We start from the raw sequence: 16,687 nt of genomic DNA on the forward strand, positions 1-16,687 counted from the left end.
GCACGGGGGCGATGTGCGGGGCCGGCACGCCGGCCTCGGAGGCGAAGCAGCGCCCCCACCTGCTCATCCTCTCCGCGGACGGGCTGCGGCCGGACCACTTCTCCGGCAACGGCTACCCGCGCCCCACCACGCCCAACATCGACCGGCTGCTGCGCGAGGGCACCCAGTTCGAGGAGACGGTGGTGCAGGTGCCGCGCACCGCGCCGTCGTGGACCACGCTGCTCACCTCGCAGTGGGCCGGTGAGCACCCCATCCGTCACACGCTGGTGGGACGCGAGGCGCGCGAGCAGCCGCTCACCACGCTGGCCACGGTGCTCAACGACGCCGGCTGGAGCACGGCGGTGGTGGCGGACTACGCGGGGGACCACTTCTCCCGCCTGGACTACGGCTTCCAACACGTGACGGCGCCGGACTTCCACTTCCCGGACCTCATCCGCCAGCGGATGCTCATCACCCACGTGGCGCTGCTGCCGTGGACGGCGCTCGCGCCCGGCCTCTTCCCGGAGCGGGGCCAGTTCCCCGAGCTGACCGACCCGGCCCCGCTGCTGAAGGGGGTGCGGCGCACGCTGGACGGCTTGCCCCAGGACAAGCCCTTCGCGCTCGTCGTCTTCGGCTCCACGCCGCACTTCCCCTACGCCGCGCCCTGGCCCGAGGAGGGCCGCTTCGTGGAGCCCGGCTACACGGGGCCCTGGCGCTTCGGCACCACGCCGCGCATGGAGGAAGTCCCGGGCGAGGCGCCGCCCACGCCCGAGGACGTACGGGCCCTGGTGGCCAACTACGACGCGGGGGTGCTCGCGTTCGACAAGCTCGTCGGCGAGGTGCGCGCGGACCTGGAGCGGCGCGGGCTGTGGGACTCCACGCTGGTGGTGGTGCTGGCGGACCACGGCGAGCACCTCGCGGACGAGGGACGCGGCGTGGGCCATGGAGACCACCTGTGGGGCGGCGCCGCGCTGCGCATCCCCTTCGTCCTGCGGATGCCGGGACAGGTGGCCGAGGGACGCACGGTGCGCCAGCGCGCCCGCGCGGTGGACGTGGCGCCCACGCTGCTGGAGCTGCTCGGCGTGCCCGCGCCGGAGTCGTTCCATGGCCGCTCGCTGGCGCCGCTGGTCCGCCCGGGCGCTCAGGGCGTGACGCTGCCAGACGCACCCGCGCTCGTGGAGACGGACCTGTGGTTCAGCGACCGGGACGGCCAGCCCTACCAGCGCGTGCGCATCCCCTACCCCTGGGTCTACGAGACGGCCACGGTGGAGCCGGACACGGGGGACATCGCCCTCAAGCCCGAGTGGGAGAGGCCCGTGCAGAACGCCAAGCACCGCGGCGTGTACCTGGGCCGCTGGAAGCTCCTGGAGCTGCCCACGCCCGGCGGCGTGAAGGTGGAGCTGTACGACGTGGTGGCGGACCCGAAGGAGGCGCACGACGTCAGCGGCGAGCACCCGGACGTGGTGCGCGCCCTGCGCGAGGTGCTCGCCCGCGAGCGGCCGGCGTTCCATGCCTCGCGGACGCGGGGCCGGCGCTGACGCGCACGCACGCGCGGGCTTCATACTTCTTCACGTCCGGTACAGGCGCCCCCAATGGGCGGCCGGCACATTGAGCACCGTCGCCCCGTGGCGAATCCACCCGGGGCCCCACCCAGGAGAAGGTGCCATGAAGAAGAAGCTCGCCGTCGCCGGTTCCGCCGTCCTCGCCATCGTGCTCCTCAGCGGCTTCGCGTTCCGCGGAGGTCATCGCTGGGGACACGACCCCGAGCGCATCCGTCAGATGATTACGTGGAAGCTCGACGACAAGCTGGACGACCTGGACGCCACCGACGCTCAGCGCCAGTCCATCAACGCCGTGAAGGACCGCCTCTTCGATGAAGGCAAGCAGCTCATGGAGGAGCAGCACTCGGCGCGCGCGGAGGCCTTCACGCAGCTCGCGTCCGACAACCCGGATGCCCAGAAGCTCCACTCGCTGGTGGACGTGCGCATCGACGCCATGCGTGCCTTCGCCCACAAGCTGACGGATGCCGTGCTGGAGGTGCACCGCACGCTGACGCCGGAGCAGCGCAAGGAGCTGGCCACCGAGTACCGCGAGCGCACTGGCGTGAAGTGAGCCCTCGCCTCGGGCCCGTCCCGATAGACGGGCCCGAGGGCGTGGGGCACTGAACGCCCCCTCCCTGTACCCAGGTGGGAAAGGGTGGGCGGCAGCGGAGGCGGCGGCTAGTTTAAGTGCGTGAATTACACCGACTACGCTCAGCGCATCCGTTCGTTCGTGACCCTCGCGGAGGTGGCCGAGTACGGCCGCGTCTCCGAGGGTGGCCGGGAATATCCCCTCTTCCGACTCATCGTCCCCGGCGAGCGTTGGCTGGTCATCACCTCCGGCTTCCACGGTGAGGAGCCCGCCGGCCCGCTGACGCTGGCCGAGCACTTCCCCGAAGTGGTGGCCCATGCCCGCGAGCGCGGCGTGGGCCTGCGCGTCTACCCGTGCATCAACCCCTCCGGCTTCGAGGACGGCACCCGCTACAACCGCAGCGGTGAGAAACCCAACAACGACTTCCTCCGCTACGAGGTGGCGCCGGGCGAGTGGAAGGGCGAGCTCAACCGCCCGCAGCCCATCCTCCGCTGGGTGATGTTCGACGGCGGGCCCAAGGAGACGCGCGCCGTGCGCTCGGACCTGGCGCGCTTCCCGCCGCCCCACGCCGCGCTCGACATCCACCAGGACAACTACCTGGGCGGCCAGGCCACGTACGCGTACACCTTCGGGGACAAGGCGGCCTACCGCCCCCTCGCGGACGCGAGCGCCCAGCACGTCACCGTGGTGCGCAACCAGAAGGTGGACGAGGTCAACTTCACGGACGCGGACGGCCTCATCGAGTACCACGACGGCAGCATCACCGACTGGTACATGCGCCAGGGCGTGCCCTACGCGGCGGCGCTGGAGACGACCACGCCCACGCCGCTGGCGAAGTGCCACGCGGTGAACCTCACCTGGATTCGCGGCTTCATCGACCTGGCCGCGCGCGGCGGCCGGTGACGCGAAGAGGTCGCCGGCGTGCCATGCTGTGCGCCTCGACTGTCGCGCGAGGAGGTTCACGGTGATGGAGCGCCGCCCCCTGGGGAAGACGGGACTGCACGTGTCCGTGCTCGGCTTCGGCGCCGGGCACGTGGGCAGTCCGGACCTGCCGGAGGCGGACGCCGCCGCGCTGCTGCATGGCGTGCTGGACGCGGGCATCCACCTCATCGACACCGCGCCCGGGTACGGCCTGTCCGAGGAGCGCATCGGCCGGCACCTGCACGGCCGCCGCTCCGAGTTCGTCCTCTCCACCAAGTGCGGCTATGGCGTGCCCGGCGTGGAGGACTGGACGCCCGAGTGCATCACCCGCGGCGTGGACCAGGCGCTCCAGCGGCTGCGCACGGACGTGCTCGACGTGGTGCACTTCCACTCGTGTCCCACGGAGGTGCTCCAGCGACCGGGGTTGATGGATGCCCTCGTGCGCGCCGTGGAGGCGGGCAAGGTGCGCGCCGCCGCCTACTCCGGAGACAACGCCGCGCTGGAGTTCGCGCTGGGCACGGGCGTCTTCGGTGTGGTGCAGACGTCCGTCAACCTGTTCGACCAGCGCGCCATCGGCCGGGGCGTGGCCTGGGCCCGGGAGCGCGGCGTGGGCGTCATCGCCAAGCGCCCCATCGGCAACGCGCCCTGGCGCTTCCACGAGCGCCCCGGCGCGCACGACATCGGCGAGTACTGGCACCGGATGCGCACCATGGCGCTCGACTCGCGCGGCCTGGACTGGAGCGAGCTCGCGCTGCGCTTCGCCGCCCATGTGCCCGGCGTGTCCACGTGCATCGTCGGCACCGGGCGGCTGGACAACCTGCGGCGCAACCTGCGGGCACTGGAGCAGGGACCGCTGCCCGCCGACGTCGTCGAGTCCATCCGCGAGGCCTTCCGCCGGAACGACCACGGCTGGGACGGGATGATTTGAGCGGCGGCCTCACACCTGCTTGCGCGCCACCGACCAGATGAAGCCGTCGTACCAGAAGTGCATCAGCGACACGACGAGCGTGAGCGCGTAGAGGCTCTCCAGGTCCGGGTCCAGCAACTCCGCGCCCACGCCGTAGGCGAGCACCGGCACCAGGAAGAGCGCGAGCGCCAGGACCACGCTCCGGTGCCGCACGCGCTCCAGGATGCGGCCCCGCTCCTGCGCCCACACCAGCGCGAGGTACTGCACGGCGTGGGTGAGGTTCATGATGAAGAAGGCCTCGCCCCAGCTGTTGAAGCCCCACGTGTAGATGGAGCAGGCGCCCGTGGTGACGAGCAGGAAGACCTTGTGGAAGGACGGCGGGTGGCGGCGCCTCGCCAGTCGGAGGGAGGCCACGACGTAGAAGGCGAGAAAGGCCGTCCCCACGCCCAACACGCCCAGCGTCCAGGCCCGGTGCGTGGCCGTCATCCGCGCGGGCACGGACGCAAGCCACGGCAGGCCCACGTCGCCGAAGGCCTCGAAGCTCTGGAAGTGGTCCAGCATCGTGGCGCCCGCGAGGATGGGGCCCGCGTACAGCAGGTGGTTGAGCCAGTAGTCGAGCCGCCGCGCGGACTCGGGAGGGTTGCCCCGGTTTCGGTCGTAGATGCGCGCGAAGCCGAACGTCTGGAGCCCCGAGTGCCAGACATCCCAGAACGTGGCCAGCACCGTCGCCGCGGCGGCCATCACCACCGAGCCCCGGATGGCGGCCCACGCCAGCACCGGGACGAGGACGAAGCGCAGCGGGTAGAGGCGGAAGATGGCCGGGTTACCATGGCTGCGGAAGAACACCGCCACCAGGTGCGCGTGGATGATGCTGCCCACCAGCAGCCCGGCCCCCGTCTTCTCCTGCCCGAAGAAGCGGAACGACGCGTTGCTGAAGGCCGTGCCCGAGATGGCGATGCCCAGCCCGAGCGCCAGCAGCGGCGGCAGCAGGAAGAAGGCCCAGTCGTAGACCGGGCTCACGATGTACGGCGAACGCGCTCGGGGCACCTCGTGCACCGGCGCCACGGGGCTCGCATCCGGAGGCGCCTCGGTCTCAGCGCGCGCCGCCAGCGACCCGGCCATGCGGTGCCTCCTCCACCTCGGGCAAGGCCGTTGCCCGCGCCGTGAGCGTCACCCGCTCGCCCAGCTCCTCCATCAGCGCGCAGAGGAACAGGCTCACTCCAACCAGCTCCAGCCCTTCCTCCACGTGGTCGATGAGCGCATACACGAGGTTGTCGTTGCCGTGCCGCTCCGTCCACCACCCCAGCGGCAGCTCCATCACCAGCGCGCCGCCCACGTACAGCACTCCGGCCACGAGGAACTGCGTCCGCCGCCGAGGAGGAAGTCGCCAGAGGAACGGAAGGAAGGCGAGCCCCACGAGCGTCACCACGACAGCCGCCGGCACCACCCAGCTGAAGAACAGCACCCCACCCAGCTCCAGCAGCCCACCCAGGTGCTCGTGCAGCCCCACGGATTCATCCAGGGAGATGTACGCGAAGAGGCAGGCCAGCGCCGTCCAGTGGTGCCGACCGGCCTGCTTCGCGAGCACGGCGGTGCGAGCGATGAGCGCGAGCGCCAGCGCGCAGCACAGCAACAGTCCCGACGCGTACCAGGTGGGAAGGTTCCGCTCGTAGCTGAGCGAGAGGAAGGCGACGAGCGGCTCGACCCACCGGGCGCCACCGGCGTAGTGGGCCACCTCCACTCCCACTCCCAGGAGCGTCAGTACACCCGCGACCCCGAGCAGTCCGCGGCGCAGTGTCTGGGGGGAAGGGAGGAACATCGACGAGGCGGGAACGTACCTCATCCGGAACGCGGTTGAGCCCCGCCGCACAGCCACCTCCACCCGCCTGAACAGCAAGGAGGCGGGGCCAGTTCCCAGCCATGCCGCGGAACGGAATCTCCATTCCGCCCGGGCCCGCGGCGCCCCCGGGCCCCTCTCCTCCGGAACGGAATCTCCATTCCGCATGGGCCTGTCGCCACAGGGCCCCTCTCCTCCGGAACGGAATCTCCATTCCGCGCGGGCCCGCGGCGCCCCCGGCCCCCTCTCCTCCGGAACGGAATCTCCATTCCGCGTGAGCCTGTCGCCACAGGGCCCTTCCCGCCCGGAACGGAATGTCCATTCCGCGTGGGCTGCGACTCACCCGGGCCGTGCCCATCCGGTACGGAATCGCACCCCCACTCCGCGTGGGCCTTCCCGTTCCTCGCCGGTCCGCGTGGGCCTGCCGCCCCCGGAGCCGCTCCCGCCGGAACGGAACCTCACATGCCGCGTAGAACCGCCAGCTCCCGGGCCGCGCCCATCCGGAACGGAATCTCCATTCCGCGAGGGCCTGCCCGTTTCCTCGCCGGAGAACCCCACCCCCATCCCACGTGCGTCTGCCCGTTCCTCACCGGTCCGGGGTCGGCGATCGCGCCGGCTGAGTGCCACCGCAGGTGTCCGGCTCCTCGGTGGAGGTGAGTAGGAAGCGAGGGCAGAAACAGCGGAATCCGGCTACGTGGCTGCATGCGCGATGAAGCCTGGTGGAACTCCTTCACACCCTCGGTGGAGGACGTCCCCAGCAAGCAGCCGAGCAGACACTTTTCTCAGGCTGCGAGAAGTGCGCCTCCTCTCCGACATGGCCTGTCGCATACGGTGCGCCTCCATGACGGAGGGATGGATGTCACGGATGAACCGGATGGGCCTCGTGGGCGCGGTGCTGCTGCTCGCCGCGGGCACCGCCGAGGCGAAGCAGTGGAAGTACGCGGGCATGCACCCGCGCGGTGGGCAGCCGTCGGACGGGCTCTGCCACATCGAGGCCACGCACGTGCACACCGCGGCGCCGATCCAGGCCGACGTGCTCTACCGCACGCATGATGGCGCCTACGTCTTCATCGGCGACCCCACGCCCTTCGGCTACGAGGGCACCCGGCACGCGTACTACGGGCACCATCCGGTGGTGCTCAACGTGCTCATCAACATCGAGGTGGACGTCGACGTGGTGGAGTACTGCTACCACGACGGGCCGCACTACCACGCCTACGAGCCGCCGCCGCGCCACGACTTCGAGGAGCAGGAGGACGTCCACTACTACACGGGCGAGTACCCCGAGGAGTACAAGCGCGAGAGCCCGCAGCTCGTCCGCGTCAACACGGTGTATCGCACGTGGAATGTCCCCCGCCCGGTGGTGACGGTGGCCCCGCCGTCCCACTACCGCGGCCCCATCTTCCAGGTGAATGTCAACGTCTCGGCGCCGAAGGTCGAGGTGAACGTGGGCGCGGTGCCGGCACGGCATGACGTCATCATCGTCCACGAGCACGACGACGACGACTGCGACCACCCGGGACACAAGCACAAACACAAGCACAAGAAGCACAAGCACAAGAAGTTCAAGGAGCGGCACTGAGCATGCGTCGCACGCTCTGCGCGCTGACCGCGCTCCTCGCGGCGGGCTGCTCCAGCGGCCCGGATGACGTGCTCGACGCGTGGAAGGCCGCCGGTGAGTCGCCCTCCGCCTTCAGCGACGTGGGCGAGAAGCTGCCCGGCGGCAAGTGCCACGCGGGCAAGGTGAGCGGCCTCGACGCCACCGTGTGCGTCTTCGACAGCAAGGAGAAGGCGAAGGAGGCCGAGGACGCGGGCTGGAAGCTCGTGGGCAACGCCGTCGGCTCGTCGGTGGCCTCCGGGAAGACGGTGCTCGTCATCGCCGACCCGCGCAAGGAGGACCCCAGCGGGCGGCGCATCAACACCCTGGTGAAGGCCTACCAGAAGGAAACGCGCTGAAGCCTCGCGCCGGATGAACGAGGGCCCCGACCGCGCGAGCCATGCGCGGGACGGGGCCCTCTTACTTCGTCAGGTGCTCAGCGCCGGGCCATCCGGGTCCGCCGCCGCCGCAGGGCCAGCCCCACGAGCGCGAGCACGGCGAGCGGCAGCGGCACGACGCCGGCACTCGCGCAGCCCGGGTCTCCCGGCTTCGGCACATCCACCACCGCCTCGGGCTCCTCCGGGGTGGCCTCCGGCGGAGCCGAGGCCGGCGGGTCCGACGGGGTCGTGGCATCCTCGATGACACCCGGAGGCCCGTCCCCTTCCGCGGAGACCATGGTGTCGCCGCCCTCGCCGACGGTCAGCACCGCCTCCCGGTTCTCGAACGCACCCAGCGAGTCGAGGAACGCGCCCGTCAACCCCAGCTCCTCGATGGGCTTGGGAACGGTGCCGGAAGCCACGGCGCCCGAGGCGATGGTGTGGCGAAGCACGCGGAAGTCGCTGTCATCGATGGCCGTCCTCACCGAGACCCGGCCAATGTCATTGATGGCCGGAGCGCCGGTGCGGAAGGCGTAGTCCCGGGCAATCTGGACTTCGCTTCCCCCCGGCGGACGGACCCAGACGCTGTAGCGCTGCGCATTCAGGTCCGCGACGATGCGCACGTGGTACGTCTGGCCCGAGACGAAGTTCACCCGGGTGAGCGCCGCGTAGCCGCCGCCGTTGCGCACGTCGAAGTAGCCGCTGGTGTTCATGCGCACCGTGAGGTTCAGGGTCGAGTAGCCCGTCACCTCCGTGGAGCTGTCCGTGTAGCCCACCGTGCCGTCCTGCGAGGCGGCGCGCGGGTTGATGTCGAACTCGATGGTGCGCACGCCGGTGTTGCTGGAGCCCAGCAGGTGCTGGCTCTGGTAGAAGGACGTCTTCGAGTACCAGGGGTACGGCGGCCTCGGGTTGAAGCGCAGCACCGCCTCCAGGAAGTAGTAGTCGCCGTAGACGAGCGCGGTGTCGATTTCCCGCCCCGCCGGGTAGTGCCCCACGCCGTGCAGCAGCAGGCCCGGGCTGGTGGTGCCGTCCGCGTAGTAGGCCGGCGACACCAGCGAGTCGAGCGTGCGCAGCGCCGCGTCCCGGTAGCGCGTCCTGCGGGTGGCGTCCGTCTCCAGGGCGCTGAGTTCCTGTAGCGCGGACGCCACGATGGCGCCCACCGTCGAGTCCTTCTGCTGCGAGGGGGCGTCGAAGTCCCAGTTGGGCACCATGTCCGCGGGCACCCGGGACAGGTACCAGTCCGTCACCCTGCGCGCCGCCTCCAGCATCCGCACGTCGCCCGTGTACCGGTACACCATGGTGTAGCCGTAGATGAGCCACGCATGGCCACGCGCCCACGTGGAGTTGGCCGAGTAGCCCTGGAACGTGCCCTTCGAGCGGATGGCGCCCGTGGTCCGGCTGTAGTCCACGTAGTGGAAGGAGCTGCCATCGGGCCGCACCGCGTCCTGGAGCGTCCGGAGCGCATGGTTGACGGCCATGGTCCGCCACTCCGCGCGCCCGCCGTTCTGCGACGCCCACAGCAGCAGCTCCAGGTTCATCATCGTGTCGGTGACGAGCGGCACCTGCCAGTCGGAGTTCCAGTCGCAGCAGCTGATGATGCCCACCTGCGAGTTGTAGCGGGACGCGAGCGACTCGGCCGCCGTGAGCAGGACGCCGCGGTAGTAGCTGTCACCGGTGAGCCGGTACGCGTTGCCGAAGCTCAAGAAGAGCTTGAAGCCCAGGTCATGCGTCTGGCGGTTCGTCTTCTGCAGTTCCAGGGCGCGCGTCCAGCGGTCCGCGCGGTCCCTCCAGATGGGCTCACTGCCCACCTGGTACATGAACCACATGCTTCCGGGGAAGAAGCCCTGCGTCCATTCGATGAGGTCCGTGTTGGGCTCCCGGCTCCACGTCCCATCCGGCAGCCCCGCCTTCGGCGACCACGTCTCGTCCGGCATCTCGCGCGTGGTATCCGCGAGCTGAGAGCGCGCGAAGCCAATCACCCGCACCGCGTCCGCGTCGCTGAAGGCCTCCGCGCGCGGCACCACCGCCAGCAGCACCAGACACAGCGCCGCGGCCCACTTTTTCAATTCAAGACAACGTGTCATGGACAGCCCCTCCCATCCGCCCGGCAAGGTGAAGGCGTAGGGAGGGTGTGGCCAGGGACACCCCCCAGGATGGCGTCTGGCTGCCCGGTTCACGGAGTGGCGAGCGGACCGGAACGTCGCCTCGCGGTCCATCCGAAGCGACCCTTGCCTGACACCTTCCCCGCCCCGGAATTGGGGAGGCGTCCGGACGGGTGTGACATATGCAAGGAATTGTCACGAGGCGCCGCGGGCTCAACCCTGCGGCGCGCCTGCCTGCCTACCGCGCCGCGGCCACCACGCGGGACCACATGGTGAGGAGGTTGCGGACCACCGGCCCTTCGGGCACCTCCGCCACGGGCGGCACGTCCACCTGGATGCCGTGCGGCGCCAGCCGGGTGAAGGGATTGGAGGCGTCCTGCGTCTTCAGCGGCACCGACGGGTCCGCGGGCCGGAAGCCGAAGGCCAGCGCCCGCTCCTGCACCGGCCGGCTGCGCAGGTAGCGCAGCCACTCCAGCGCCGCCGCCTTCTGCTTCGGCGTCACCCAGGGGCCCTGCAGCACCGCCGCCGGGTGGTCGCTCCACAGCGTGAGCGCCGGGTAGTACACCTTGAGGTTGCCCCAGCGGCCCTGCGCGTTGGCAATCTGGGAGATGGCCAGGTTCTCGTACACCACCGCGATGTCGTAGCGGGACGGGCCGAAGCGGACCATGTCCGTCATGAAGGTGCCGGTGGAGGTCTCGAAGCGGGTGACGCCCTTCTCCAGCTGCTTCACCCACTCCTGGTACTTCGGGTCCAGCAGGTCCCCCACCGTCAGGCCGCTGCGCTTGTTGTAGTACTCCAGCGTCGCCAGGAGCAGCGCCTGCAGCCCCGAGTTGGAGCGCGTCGGGTCCGTGTGGCCCAGCTTCACGAAGCCCCAGTCCGGCTTGCCGCCGATGGAGGGCCAGCCCTGGTCGCTCGCCACCGCCTTGTGGATGGCCTTCCACGACACCGCGCGGCCCTCGTTGGCCTTCTGCAGCACCTCCGCCCGGTCCTCCCACACCACGAAGACCAGGGGCGTAATCACCAGCGGCTGCGGCGCGCCCTCGCCGTCGGTGGCGAACAGCGGCCCGCGCGAGGGCTCCGTGGCCCAGTCCGACTCCAGCATCCGCAGCACCGCGCTGTCCGCGGGGCTCCACACCGTGGGCTTCTCACGGCCGTCGAGGATGGCCTGCGCCGACTCCAGCGAGCCGCGCCCCACGAGGTTGACCTTGATGTGGGGGTTCTCTCGCTGGAAGGCCGCCGCGGCGGTCTCCACCCAGTCCTTCTTCTCCGTGCTGTAGAGGAAGGAGATCTCCGTCACCTCCGTGGGCGTGGCGGGCGCGCCCCCGCGCGGAGCGCCGCCGTCCCGCGCGCCGCGGTGGGAGGACAGGTAGAAGACCCCGCCGACCGCGGCGAGGAACCCGATGATGATGAGCACCTTGGGCGTCATGTGACGACTCGAACCTCGTGAATGGACTTCAGGGTCTCCTCGAAGGCGCCAATCTCGCCGTTCATCCGGCCCAGCTCCTCGTTGAGGTCCCCGTACATGGTTTCCGTCGCCTGCGCATCCAGCGCGCGCAGGCGCATCACCCGGGCGGGCAGCCCCTGGTACGCCGCGGCGATGCGCGCGAGGTTCGCCAGGACCCGCTCACGCGCCGCGTCGATGTCCACCAGCGCGGCGAGCTGCTCCTCGCGCGCGGCGAGGGCGCGCTCGTACTGCGCGCGCGCCTCCGCGTCCCGCGCCGCCCGGGCCTGCTCCGCCGCCTGGCGGATGCCCTCGCGCACCGAGGCCGCGTCCGCCGAGGCCAGGAAGCGCGCCAGCTCCTCCCCGCGCACCGCCAGCCGCGCCGCCCGGCCCTCCAGCTCGTGCAGGGACGAGAGCGCCAGCCCCAGGTGCGAGCGCACCGCCTCCGGCGACTCCTTCAGCGTGCGCTCCAGCTGCTCCCTGGCGGTGGTCATGGCCCGCACCGCGTCGCGCACGCGGGTGTCCTTCAGCGACTCCGGCGCCGGCAGGCGGACGGCGGCCTGACCTTCCGTCTTCCCGCGCAGCACCTCGCGCCAGAAGGCCGGAGAGGCCAGGTCCCACGCCACCAGCGCCGCGTAGGCCGCGCCGCCCAGCGCGAGCACGGGCCAGGACTGGAGCGCCGCCGCGCCCAGCATCGACGCGCCGGCCACCGCGAGGTTGAGGTTGCCCCCCACCGAGCGCGCCAGCACCCGGGGGAAGTGCCGCGCCAGCGTGGCGTCACGCTCGGCCATCGTGTCCCCCGTCTCGCGCGCCGGCCATACCCGTCCCGTGTCCCCTCGTCAGAAGAAGGAGGCCATGTCCCGGTACACCTGGACGATGTCCTCGACGCCGCCGCGCGCGCTGGAGCCCTTGCCCGCCTCGGCGATGGCCTCCAGCACCTGCCCTTCCGCGCTGTCGCCGTAGGCGATGGTGAAGATGCGCACCGCGGCGTCCTGCTCGTCGGCGGAGCCGAGGCGCTGCTGGAGCTGGGCCAGGGTGAGGGTGCTGCTCTCGTCGCGGCCGTCGGTCATCACCATCACCGCGTGGATGCGGCCCGGGTGCTGGCGGGCCCGCTCCCGGGCCACCTGGTACGCGGCGGCGGTGGCGCCATACAGCGCGGTGCCACCCGCGGCGAAGGTGCTGTCGATGCGGCCGGCCAGCTCCGCCCGTCCCGCGGCGTCCAGCAGCTTCGGGCCCACCGGGGAGTACACGTTGTTGTCGAAGAAGAGCAGCGTCACCTCGTCCCGGTCGGACAGCGTGTCGAGGAAGCGCTTCGCGCCCACCTTCGCCTCGGCCAGCGGACGGCCCTGCATGCTGCCGGACTTGTCGAACACGAAGATGACGTCGGTGGGCTTCTTCGTCTGGCGCCAGACGGCCAGCAGCTTCTCCAGCACGGCCGCGTCGGGGACCTCCAGCAGCGTCTGCGGCTGCTTCGGGTCCGCGCCGTGCGCGGCGTCCACCGGCGCGGTGATGGCCACGGCGGGGTCCGCCGGACGGAAGCCCAGCGCCAGCGCGCGCTCCTGCGCCGGCCGCGACTTGAGGAAGCCGAGGAGCGCTTCCGCCGCCTCCTTCTCCTCGGGGCCCACCCACTCCGCCTCCAGCGTGGCGTACGGGTGGTCCGACCAGAAGGTGCCCTCCACCGGGTAGACGGACACCAGCGGGAAGGGCGCGCTCGAGGGCTTCGCGTAGGACTCGATGACGAGGTTCTCGTAGAGGACGGCGGCGGAGATGTAGCCCGGGCCGCGCTGCAGCATCTTGTCCGCGAAGAAGCCGGTGGACTTGCCGTAGTGCACCACCGTGCCTTCAATCCGCTGGAGCAAATCCAGCGTCTTCGGCGACTCCACGTCCTCCGCGCGCAGCCCGCGCGTGCGGCCCGCGCCCGCGTAGGCCTCGGCCAGCACGGACAGCAGGCCGGAGTTGGAGAACTCGGGGTGGGTGTGGCCCAGCTTGAAGCGGCCCCACTCGGGGTGGCCGTAGGCGGCCCAGCCCTGGGGGTTGGCGGCCACCGCCATCAGGTCCGCCCAGCCCAGCGCCTTGCCGGGCCAGCCCAGCGCCTCCGCCATGGGCTTCCACATGGCGATGACGATGGGGGACAGCAGCACCGGCTCGCCCTGCCCCACCAGCGGCTGCGTGCGCCCGGTGGCCTGCGTCCACGCGCTGTTGAGCAGCGGCAGGTACGCGCTGGAGGCGGGGCTGTAGACGTGGGCCTTCAGCCGGCCGGAGACAATCTCCTGCTGCGCCTCGCCGGAACCCAGGGCCCGGGCCTCCACGCGGATGCGGCGGCCGGACTTCGTGGTGGCGCCGGTGGCCTCGAAGGCGCGCACCTGCTCCTCCAGCCACGTCTTCTTCTCGCTGCCGTAGGCCACGGTGAGCACCACCGCGTCCCGGGGCCGCTCCGAGGGGATGCTCCCGGTGCGGGCGGCGCCGCCCTCACCCGCCGGGCCGCCGCACTTGCAGGCCGCCAGCAGCGCCAGCGCGAGACATCCCACATGGAACTTCCACATCGCCGGTCCTCCCCTACGCGCCGTCGGTGGCCACTGTGAAACGCCCCGACGCCACGCCACAAGGAGCCCACCCCTTAACTCACCTCGTTCTTGCACCCCTGTCACAGAGCCGTCACGCAACGGAGGCACAGGTGTGGCGGCGCTTCGGGAGGCGGCGGCGCGGGGCCGCCCGCTCTCCAGGCGGTGGCACCTGGCGTGATATTTGTTAGCACTCAAACCAGCTGGCAGAATCCGCGCATGACGTCATACCTTCGGCGGCTCGTGTACACGGGCCTGGGGGCAGTGCTCTGCGCCTGCGCGTCGAGGCCCGCGCCCCCTGTGAAGAGCTACACCCTGGGCATGTCCCGGGCGGACTACCGGGACTACGCGGGGGCCAGGGCCAACCCGTGCGACGCGGAGCCCCGGTGGCTGTCGGACGAGCTGACGGCGGTCAACAGCCTGCTGTCACGCTTCCTGCGCGAGACGGAGAACGCGGCTCGCCCCGAGGCGCCGGAACACGAGCAGCACGTGGCGCTGCTCCAGGAGGCGATGAAGACGCTGCCCCCGGTGCTGGCGGTGCACCGCGGCACGCTGGCGAAGCTGCCGGAGTGTGGCTTCCGCCGCTCCGGGGCCTTCCCGGAGATTGCGCGGCGGGGCGCGGAGCTGGTGGAGGCGGCGGGGACGCGGCTGACGGACGCGCCGAGGACGCTGGCGGCGGCGCAGCGCAAGGAGGCCGTGCGCAAGTGGAAGGAGGAGGGCCCCGCGAGGGAGGCCTCCGCACGCGGCAACTGGTGCCCGGAGAAGCCGCAGGTGGGACAGGCCGTGGCCTACTACGTGCGCATGGACGCGGACGGCCGCACCGTGGCGCACTTCTGCGACGGGCACCGGGTGGAGCAGGTCTCGGGAGGCGAGCCCCAGCTCATCGAGCCGGAGGGCCTGTCGCGAGCGATGCGCCGGCGCGTGCAGCCGAAGGCCTACCTGGACGCCGCGGCCAACTTCCCGCCCGAGGAGATGGACCGGCACCCGGACCTCGTCCCCGCGAAGGCGGCCGAGCCCACGGGCACGGCGGCCGGCGCCAAGGACTGAGCGCCGGCACACCGCCCCTGACTCAGGGGGCGTAGGTGACGACGACGTGGTTGCCCGTCACCAGCAACCGGCGCGGCACGGCGCCCTGTCCCTGGATGGTCATGTCGAACACCAGGGGCAGGCGCAGCGCCTTCTTGTTCATCTCGTCCTGGAGGCGGCTCTCCGCGCTGGAGTCGCGCTTCGCCTTCAGGCGGATGTCGGTGGCCTGCGCGCGGGCAATCACGTGCGGGCCGTCCAGCTCCAGCCGCACCTCCAGGTCCGCGATGGCGCCCTTGGTGACGGCCTGCTCGAAGTCCTTCACCTGGCCCTTCGCGAAGGACGGCACGCTGCCGGTGTATTTGATTTTCTCCCCTCGCAGGTGCGCCTTGCAGCGCAGCCGGTTGCGGGAGAGGAACTGAAAGTCCGTCACCCGCTCGACGATGATTTCGCCCTTGAGCTTGCTGTTGAACTCGCGGCCCTGCATCCGGTACGGCACCGCCTGCGTGGCCATCCGCTCCAGCGTCTCGGGCGTGAAGTAGAGCGAGAAGGCCCCGCCCGCCTTCGCCGGAGACTGCATCTCCGCGAGGTAGGAAGCGGTGCCCTGCACGGCCTGGTCGGCGGCCTGCACCGAGCGGGCGAGCTGCTTGTTCTCGTCCTCCAGCGACTTCGCGCGCACGCGCGGGTCCGCGGCGCAGCCTCCCAGCAACAGGGCCGCCGTCAGCACCGCGCCCAGACGGGCGCCCAGCTTTCGCGCGCTCATTGCGAGCTCACCTGGCAGTTGCCCGGAGACACCTTCCAGCCTCCGGTGGTGCGCGCGCCGGAGAAGCTCGGAGCGAGCTGCAGGGCGCGGTGGTTGAGCTTCAGCTTCGAGTGCACCGCGCCCGAGCGGGGCATGCCTCGCGCGGGCGAGCTGGCCGGCGTGACTCCGGCGCAGTCGAGGCTTCGAAGGCCGGCGGCGGCCTCGGCCTGGGTGGTGGCGGCGAAGGACTGCTCGATTTCCGCCTCCTTGCGGCGCAGCTCCTCGCGCAGCTCGGCGTTGCGTGCCTCCAGCTCCTGCACGCGCGCGTCCGATGAACCGCCGCCGCGCTTCGCGCCGCTCTCGGAGGCGCAGCCCGTCGCCAGCAGCAGCGCCGCCAGCAGCACTCGTGGGGTGATGCTCGTCATGCGCCCACGGTAGCACCGGGGCGCGGGCTCACGCCTCCAGGCGGGCCAGCCGCTGGGTGAGGTGTGAATCACCCCCGGCGTCCACGCCTTTGACCCAGGCGGCCAGCGAGCCGCCGGACTCGGACAGGTGCGACTCCAGGTGCGGACGCAGCGCCTTCCAGCGCTTCGCCCAGCCCTCCTCGGACGGACCGCCGCGCAGGCCGGGACGCTCGGCCAGGAGCGTGCCCAGGCGCAGCGCCAGCTCCGGCTCGCCCAGTGACGCGGCCTGCTCGGACACGGCGGTGGCGGCGGGGACGGCGCGTGACGCGCGGCGCCAGAGCTCGGTGGCGCGGACGAAGGCGGCGACGTCCACGGCGCTCAGCAGGGCGAGGGCGTGACGTAGCGGCAGGCGGCCTTCCTTGGGAGAGGCCACCACGCGCTCCATGAGGGCGGAGAAGGTGCCGGCCAGCTCCGGGTGGGCGGCGGGGTCCACGCCTCCGAGGGCGAGCAGGGCCCGCCGGGCGCGCCGGGCGCGGGACGTCACCTCCCAGCTCCGCCAGCCGAGGCGGGCGCGCAGGCCCGCGAGGGCGTCCGCGGCGGCCTTCACGGCCTCGGGCGTGGGCGTGGCCGGGCGGACGCGGCGGGGCAGCGGGGCCTTCTGAGGGG

The 16,687-nt window shown here is 71.5% G+C and carries 16 protein-coding genes; 7 read left to right on the forward strand and 9 right to left on the reverse strand.

The window, feature by feature from the left end; translation table 11 throughout:
* The 4 genes from HG543_RS39420 to HG543_RS39435 all read left to right on the forward strand — a co-directional run.
* Positions 1-1,517, forward strand: a 1,517-nt coding sequence (locus tag HG543_RS39420) for a sulfatase family protein (RefSeq protein WP_169350076.1), incomplete at its 5' end; no start/stop codon positions are given.
* A gap of 127 nt (positions 1,518-1,644) precedes the next feature.
* Positions 1,645-2,091 (forward strand): Spy/CpxP family protein refolding chaperone, encoded by a 447-nt coding sequence (locus HG543_RS39425; protein WP_169350077.1) that lies wholly within the window; start codon positions 1,645-1,647, stop codon positions 2,089-2,091.
* A 120-nt stretch (positions 2,092-2,211) separates the two neighbouring features.
* The gene (locus tag HG543_RS39430) at positions 2,212-3,012 is read left to right on the forward strand and encodes a M14 family metallopeptidase (protein WP_169350078.1); all 801 of its coding nucleotides are present in this window, start codon (positions 2,212-2,214) and stop codon (positions 3,010-3,012) included.
* A 64-nt stretch (positions 3,013-3,076) separates the two neighbouring features.
* Positions 3,077-3,958, forward strand: a complete 882-nt coding sequence (locus tag HG543_RS39435) for an aldo/keto reductase (RefSeq protein WP_169350079.1) — start codon at positions 3,077-3,079, stop codon at positions 3,956-3,958.
* 9 nt (positions 3,959-3,967) lie between these two features.
* On the opposite strand, the gene HG543_RS39440 is transcribed toward HG543_RS39435, so the two are convergent.
* Together HG543_RS39440 and HG543_RS39445 are read right to left on the reverse strand one after the other, a co-directional pair.
* Positions 3,968-5,059, reverse strand: a complete 1,092-nt coding sequence (locus tag HG543_RS39440) for a hypothetical protein (protein ID WP_169350080.1) — start codon at positions 5,057-5,059, stop codon at positions 3,968-3,970.
* Positions 5,031-5,780 carry a DUF8692 domain-containing protein gene (locus HG543_RS39445; protein WP_246357619.1) on the reverse strand — a complete coding sequence of 250 codons (750 nt, stop codon included), beginning with the start codon at positions 5,778-5,780 and terminating at the stop codon, positions 5,031-5,033. Before HG543_RS39445 ends, HG543_RS39440 begins: the two co-directional genes overlap by 29 nt.
* An 850-nt stretch (positions 5,781-6,630) precedes the next feature.
* Between HG543_RS39445 and HG543_RS39450 the strand changes: the two genes are divergently transcribed.
* Complete coding sequence (locus HG543_RS39450) at positions 6,631-7,356, forward strand: hypothetical protein (protein WP_169350081.1); 726 nt, start codon at positions 6,631-6,633, stop codon at positions 7,354-7,356.
* A gap of 2 nt (positions 7,357-7,358) precedes the next feature.
* Positions 7,359-7,730 (forward strand): hypothetical protein, encoded by a 372-nt coding sequence (locus tag HG543_RS39455; RefSeq protein ID WP_169350082.1) that lies wholly within the window; start codon positions 7,359-7,361, stop codon positions 7,728-7,730.
* 77 nt (positions 7,731-7,807) lie between these two features.
* Here HG543_RS39455 and HG543_RS39460 read toward each other — a convergent pair whose 3' ends face one another.
* From HG543_RS39460 to HG543_RS39475, 4 genes are all read right to left on the reverse strand, one after another.
* A complete protein-coding gene (locus HG543_RS39460) occupies positions 7,808-9,832 on the reverse strand; it encodes a glycoside hydrolase family 88 protein (protein WP_211194464.1) in 2,025 nt (674 codons plus the stop codon).
* Positions 9,833-10,088: 256 nt separating this feature from the next.
* Entirely contained in the window at positions 10,089-11,276 is a 1,188-nt protein-coding gene (locus HG543_RS39465; protein ID WP_169350083.1) for a substrate-binding domain-containing protein, read from the reverse strand.
* Positions 11,273-12,082, reverse strand: coding sequence for a hypothetical protein (locus HG543_RS39470; protein WP_169350084.1), 810 nt, complete (start codon positions 12,080-12,082; stop codon positions 11,273-11,275). Before HG543_RS39470 ends, HG543_RS39465 begins: the two co-directional genes overlap by 4 nt.
* Positions 12,083-12,130: 48 nt before the next feature.
* Entirely contained in the window at positions 12,131-13,834 is a 1,704-nt protein-coding gene (locus tag HG543_RS39475) for a VWA domain-containing protein (protein WP_169350085.1), read from the reverse strand.
* A 237-nt stretch (positions 13,835-14,071) separates the two neighbouring features.
* Here HG543_RS39475 and HG543_RS39480 point away from each other — a divergent pair, with 237 nt between their 5' ends.
* Positions 14,072-14,899 (forward strand): hypothetical protein, encoded by an 828-nt coding sequence (locus HG543_RS39480; RefSeq protein ID WP_169350086.1) that lies wholly within the window; start codon positions 14,072-14,074, stop codon positions 14,897-14,899.
* Positions 14,900-14,921: 22 nt separating this feature from the next.
* Here HG543_RS39480 and HG543_RS39485 read toward each other — a convergent pair whose 3' ends face one another.
* The 3 genes from HG543_RS39485 to HG543_RS39495 form a co-directional block, all read right to left on the reverse strand.
* On the reverse strand, positions 14,922-15,638 hold the full coding sequence (locus HG543_RS39485) for a hypothetical protein (protein ID WP_169350087.1): 717 nt from the start codon (positions 15,636-15,638) through the stop codon (positions 14,922-14,924).
* Positions 15,635-16,042 carry a hypothetical protein gene (locus HG543_RS39490; protein WP_169350088.1) on the reverse strand — a complete coding sequence of 136 codons (408 nt, stop codon included), beginning with the start codon at positions 16,040-16,042 and terminating at the stop codon, positions 15,635-15,637. The genes HG543_RS39485 and HG543_RS39490 overlap by 4 nt, the downstream gene beginning before the upstream one ends.
* 28 nt (positions 16,043-16,070) lie before the next feature.
* Positions 16,071-16,687 (reverse strand): molybdenum metabolism regulator (locus tag HG543_RS39495; RefSeq protein WP_169350089.1); only part of this gene is annotated, 617 nt, incomplete at its 5' end.

The organism is Pyxidicoccus fallax, assembly GCF_012933655.1.
Taxonomy (GTDB): Bacteria; Myxococcota; Myxococcia; order Myxococcales; family Myxococcaceae; genus Myxococcus; species Myxococcus fallax.

What these genes read in the sequence shown, in the direction of transcription:
- HG543_RS39425 (WP_169350077.1), top strand. Translation starts at nt 1,645, where the DNA reads ATGAAGAAGAAGCTCGCCGTCGCCGGTTCCGCCGTCCTCGCCATCGTG.
- HG543_RS39435 (WP_169350079.1), top strand. Translation starts at nt 3,077, where the DNA reads ATGGAGCGCCGCCCCCTGGGGAAGACGGGACTGCACGTGTCCGTGCTC.
- HG543_RS39440 (WP_169350080.1), bottom strand. Translation starts at nt 5,059, where the DNA reads ATGGCCGGGTCGCTGGCGGCGCGCGCTGAGACCGAGGCGCCTCCGGAT.
- HG543_RS39445 (WP_246357619.1), bottom strand. Translation starts at nt 5,780, where the DNA reads ATGAGGTACGTTCCCGCCTCGTCGATGTTCCTCCCTTCCCCCCAGACA.
- HG543_RS39450 (WP_169350081.1), top strand. Translation starts at nt 6,631, where the DNA reads ATGTCACGGATGAACCGGATGGGCCTCGTGGGCGCGGTGCTGCTGCTC.
- HG543_RS39455 (WP_169350082.1), top strand. Translation starts at nt 7,359, where the DNA reads ATGCGTCGCACGCTCTGCGCGCTGACCGCGCTCCTCGCGGCGGGCTGC.
- HG543_RS39460 (WP_211194464.1), bottom strand. Translation starts at nt 9,832, where the DNA reads ATGACACGTTGTCTTGAATTGAAAAAGTGGGCCGCGGCGCTGTGTCTG.
- HG543_RS39465 (WP_169350083.1), bottom strand. Translation starts at nt 11,276, where the DNA reads ATGACGCCCAAGGTGCTCATCATCATCGGGTTCCTCGCCGCGGTCGGC.
- HG543_RS39470 (WP_169350084.1), bottom strand. Translation starts at nt 12,082, where the DNA reads ATGGCCGAGCGTGACGCCACGCTGGCGCGGCACTTCCCCCGGGTGCTG.
- HG543_RS39475 (WP_169350085.1), bottom strand. Translation starts at nt 13,834, where the DNA reads ATGTGGAAGTTCCATGTGGGATGTCTCGCGCTGGCGCTGCTGGCGGCC.
- HG543_RS39480 (WP_169350086.1), top strand. Translation starts at nt 14,072, where the DNA reads ATGACGTCATACCTTCGGCGGCTCGTGTACACGGGCCTGGGGGCAGTG.
- HG543_RS39485 (WP_169350087.1), bottom strand. Translation starts at nt 15,638, where the DNA reads ATGAGCGCGCGAAAGCTGGGCGCCCGTCTGGGCGCGGTGCTGACGGCG.
- HG543_RS39490 (WP_169350088.1), bottom strand. Translation starts at nt 16,042, where the DNA reads ATGACGAGCATCACCCCACGAGTGCTGCTGGCGGCGCTGCTGCTGGCG.